The following is a 3,676-nucleotide window of genomic DNA, read 5'->3' as shown; positions in this document are numbered from 1 at the left end:
GCCGCGGACGCGAGCGGCGGGAGGACGGCCGGGCCCGCGGTCCGGGCCCGGCCGTCCTCCCGTGCGGGACGCCGCGCTACGCCGGGACGCTCGCCACGCCCGGCGCCAGGAAGCGGCGGCCGTTGACGCGCTCCGAGACGCCCTCGCGGTCCAGGTACGGCGTGATGCCGCCCAGGTGGAAGGGCCAGCCGGCGCCGGTGATCAGGCACAGGTCGACGTCCTGGGCCTCGGCGACGACGCCCTCGTCGAGCATGAGCCCGATCTCCTGCGCGACCGCGTCGAGCACGCGGGCGCGCACCTGGTCCTCCGTCAGGACCATGTCGCCCTGCGTCATCAGGGCCAGGATCTCCGGGTCGAGCTCCGGCTTGCCCGAGTCGTACGCGTAGAAGCCGCGCTTGCCCGCCGTGACGACCGCGCGCAGGTTCTCCGACACCGTGAAGCGCTCGGGGAAGGCGCCGTGCAGCGTCTCGGAGACGTGCAGGCCGATGGCCGGGCCGACCAGTTCGAGCAGGACCAGCGGCGACATCGGCAGGCCGAGCGGCTCGACGGCGCGCTCGGCGACGTCCACCGGGGTGCCCTCGTCGATGACGTTCTGGATCTCGCCCATGAAGCGGGTCAGGATGCGGTTGACGACGAACGCCGGGGCGTCCTTGACGAGGACGGCCGTCTTGCGCAGCTTCTTGGCCACCGCGAACGCCGTCGCGAGCGAGGCGTCGTCGGTGCGCTCGCCGCGTACGACCTCCAGCAGCGGCAGGACCGCGACCGGGTTGAAGAAGTGGAAGCCGACCACGCGCTCCGGGTGGGCGAGCTTCGAGGCCATCTCGCCGACCGACAGGGACGAGGTGTTCGTCGCCAGGATCGCGGTCTCGGGCACGACGGCCTCGACCTCCGCGAAGACCTGCTGCTTGACGCCCATCTCCTCGAAGACGGCCTCGATGACGAAGTCGGCGTCCGAGAAGCCCTCGGCCTTGTCGAGCACGCCCGTGACCAGGCCCTTGAGGCGGTTCGCGGTGTCCTGGTCGATCCTGCCCTTGCCGAGCAGCTTGTCGACCTCGGCGTGCACGTAGCCGACGCCCTTGTCGATGCGCTGCTGGTCGATGTCCGTGAGGACGACGGGCACCTGGAGGCGCCGCACGAACAGCAGCGCGAGCTGGGACGCCATCAGGCCCGCCCCGACCACGCCGACCTTGTTGACCGGCCGCGCGAGGTTCTTGTCGGGCGCGCCCACGGGGCGCTTCGCGCGGCCCTGCACCAGGTTGAACGCGTAGATGCCCGAGCGCAGTTCGCCGCCCATGACGAGGTCGGCGAGGGCCTCGGTCTCGGCGTCGAAGCCGGCCTGGGTGTCGCCGTGCTTGGCCTGCGCGATGATGTCGAGCGCGCGGTAGGCGGCGGGCGCCGCGCCGTGCACCTTGGAGTCGGCGACGGCCCGGCCCCACTCGACGGCCTGGTCCCAGTCCTCGCCGCGGTCGACGGTGATGCGCTGGACGTTCAGCTCGCCCTTGAGGACGGCGGCGGTCCAGATCAGCGACTGCTCCAGGAAGTCCGCGGCCTCGAAGATGGCGTCGGCGATGCCGAGCTCGAAGACCTGCTCGCCCTTGAGCTGCCGGTTCTGGTTGAGGGAGTTCTCGATGATGACGTTGACCGCGGGGCCCGCGCCGATGAGGTTCGGCAGCAGCGTGCAGCCGCCCCAGCCGGGCACCAGGCCGAGGAAGACCTCCGGCAGTGAGAACGCGGCGATCGAGGACGAGACGGTCCGGTACTGGCAGTGCAGCCCGATCTCGACGCCGCCGCCCATGGCCGCGCCGTTGTAGTAAGCGAACGTCGGCACGGCGAGGCCGCCGAGGCGCGCGAAGACCTCGTGCCCGGCCCTGCCGATGGCCGCGGCCTCGTCGCGGCTGCCGAGCAGCCCGACGCCCTTCAGGTCGGCCCCGACGGCGAAGACGAACGGCTTGCCGGTGACGCCGACACCGACGATCGTGCCCTCGGCGGCCTCCTTCTCGACCTGGTCGATCGCCGCGTCGATGCGGGCGAGGGACTGCGGGCCGAAGCTGGTCGGCTTGGTGTGGTCGAAGCCGTTGTCCAGCGTGATCAGCGCGAAGCGCCCGGCGTCGGCCGGGAGGTCGAGGTGGCGTACGTGCGCCTCGGTGACGACCTCGTCCGGGAAGACCTCGGCCGCGCCCTTCAGCAGTTCGGCGATGTTGCTCACTTGCGGCCTCCGTCGAAGTGCGGGTTCTCCCAGATGACCGTGGCGCCCATGCCGAAGCCGACGCACATCGTCGTCAGGCCGTAGCGGACGTGCGGGTGCTCCTCGAACTGCCGGGCCAGCTGCGTCATCAGGCGGACGCCGGAGGAGGCCAGCGGGTGGCCGAACGCGATGGCCCCGCCGTACTGGTTGACGCGTTCGTCGTCGTCGGCGATGCCGTAGTGGTCGAGGAACGCGAGCACCTGCACCGCGAACGCCTCGTTGATCTCGAACAGCCCGATGTCGGAGATCGACAGGCCCGCCTTGGCGAGGGCCTTCTCCGTCGCCGGGATCGGCCCGTAGCCCATGACCTCGGGCTCGACGCCCGCGAAGGCGTAGCTCACGAGGCGCATCCTGACCGGCAGGCCCTGCTCGCGCGCGAAGTCCTCGGCGGCGATCAGCGACGCGGTGGCGCCGTCGTTGAGGCCGGCCGCGTTGCCCGCGGTGACCCGGCCGTGGGGCCGGAACGGCGTCTTGAGGCCGGCCAGCATCTCCAGCGTGGTGCCGGGGCGCATCGGCTCGTCCGCCGTGGCGAGGCCCCAGCCCGTCTCCCCGGCCTCGGCGGACGTGCGGCGCACGGAGATCGGCACGAGGTCCTGCTGGATCCGGCCGTTCGCGTAGGCCTTGGCCGCCTTCTCCTGGGAGCGCACCGCGTACTCGTCGGAGCGCTGCTTCGTCAGGTGCGGGAAGCGGTCGTGCAGGTTCTCCGCGGTCATGCCCATGAAGAGGGCCGACTCGTCGACGAGCTTCTCCGACACGAAGCGGGGGTTCGGGTCCACGCCCTCGCCCATCGGGTGGCGGCCCATGTGCTCGACACCGCCGGCGACGACGACGTCGTACGCGCCGAAGGCGATGGAGCCCGCGGTGGTGGTGACGGCCGTCAGCGCGCCCGCGCACATCCGGTCGATCGCGTAGCCGGGCACGGACGTCGGCAGGCCCGCGAGGATGCCGGCCGTGCGCCCGATGGTGAGGCCCTGGTCGCCGATCTGCGTGGTCGCGGCGATGGCGACCTCGTCGATGCGGGCGGGATCCAGGTCCGGGTTGCGCCGCAGCAGCTCCCGGATCGCCTTGACGACCAGGTCGTCCGCGCGGGTCTCGTGGTAGATGCCCTTCGGGCCCGCCTTGCCGAACGGGGTGCGGACGCCGTCGACGAAGACGACGTCCCTGACGGTACGAGGCACGATGGCTCTCCTCCAGGGTGCGGGGTGGCACAGCTGCGGCGCGCGCCGGAACGCGCTGCCGCTCATGCTACTCGCGAGTAATTAACCTGCCCACCCCCATCATGGCGAGCGGTGAAGCTCACACCCGGCACCGACCGGCCGCGTCCCGCGAACGCTCTCCCGCGGCGGCCAGCCCGGGCCCGAGAAAGCGTGCCCGCGGGCCGCGTCCGGCGTCCGCTCCTCCGGCGGCGGCGCGGTGCCGCGCGCCTGCCGG

Annotated in this window: 2 protein-coding genes; both read right to left on the bottom strand. The window is 72.2% G+C overall.

Features of this window, described 5'->3' with window-relative positions:
• Positions 1-76 precede the first annotated feature (76 nt).
• Entirely contained in the window at positions 77-2,206 is a 2,130-nt protein-coding gene (locus tag L1885_RS25330) for a 3-hydroxyacyl-CoA dehydrogenase NAD-binding domain-containing protein (protein WP_235799494.1), read from the bottom strand.
• On the bottom strand, positions 2,203-3,423 hold the full coding sequence (locus L1885_RS25325) for a thiolase family protein (protein ID WP_235799493.1): 1,221 nt from the start codon (positions 3,421-3,423) through the stop codon (positions 2,203-2,205). Before L1885_RS25325 ends, L1885_RS25330 begins: the two co-directional genes overlap by 4 nt.
• Positions 3,424-3,676 lie beyond the last annotated feature (253 nt).

The sequence above is a fragment of the Streptomyces fuscigenes genome (assembly GCF_021556455.1).
GTDB classification, from domain to species: Bacteria; Actinomycetota; Actinomycetes; order Streptomycetales; family Streptomycetaceae; genus Streptomyces; species Streptomyces fuscigenes.
This window is presented reverse-complemented; position numbering and strand designations above follow the sequence as displayed.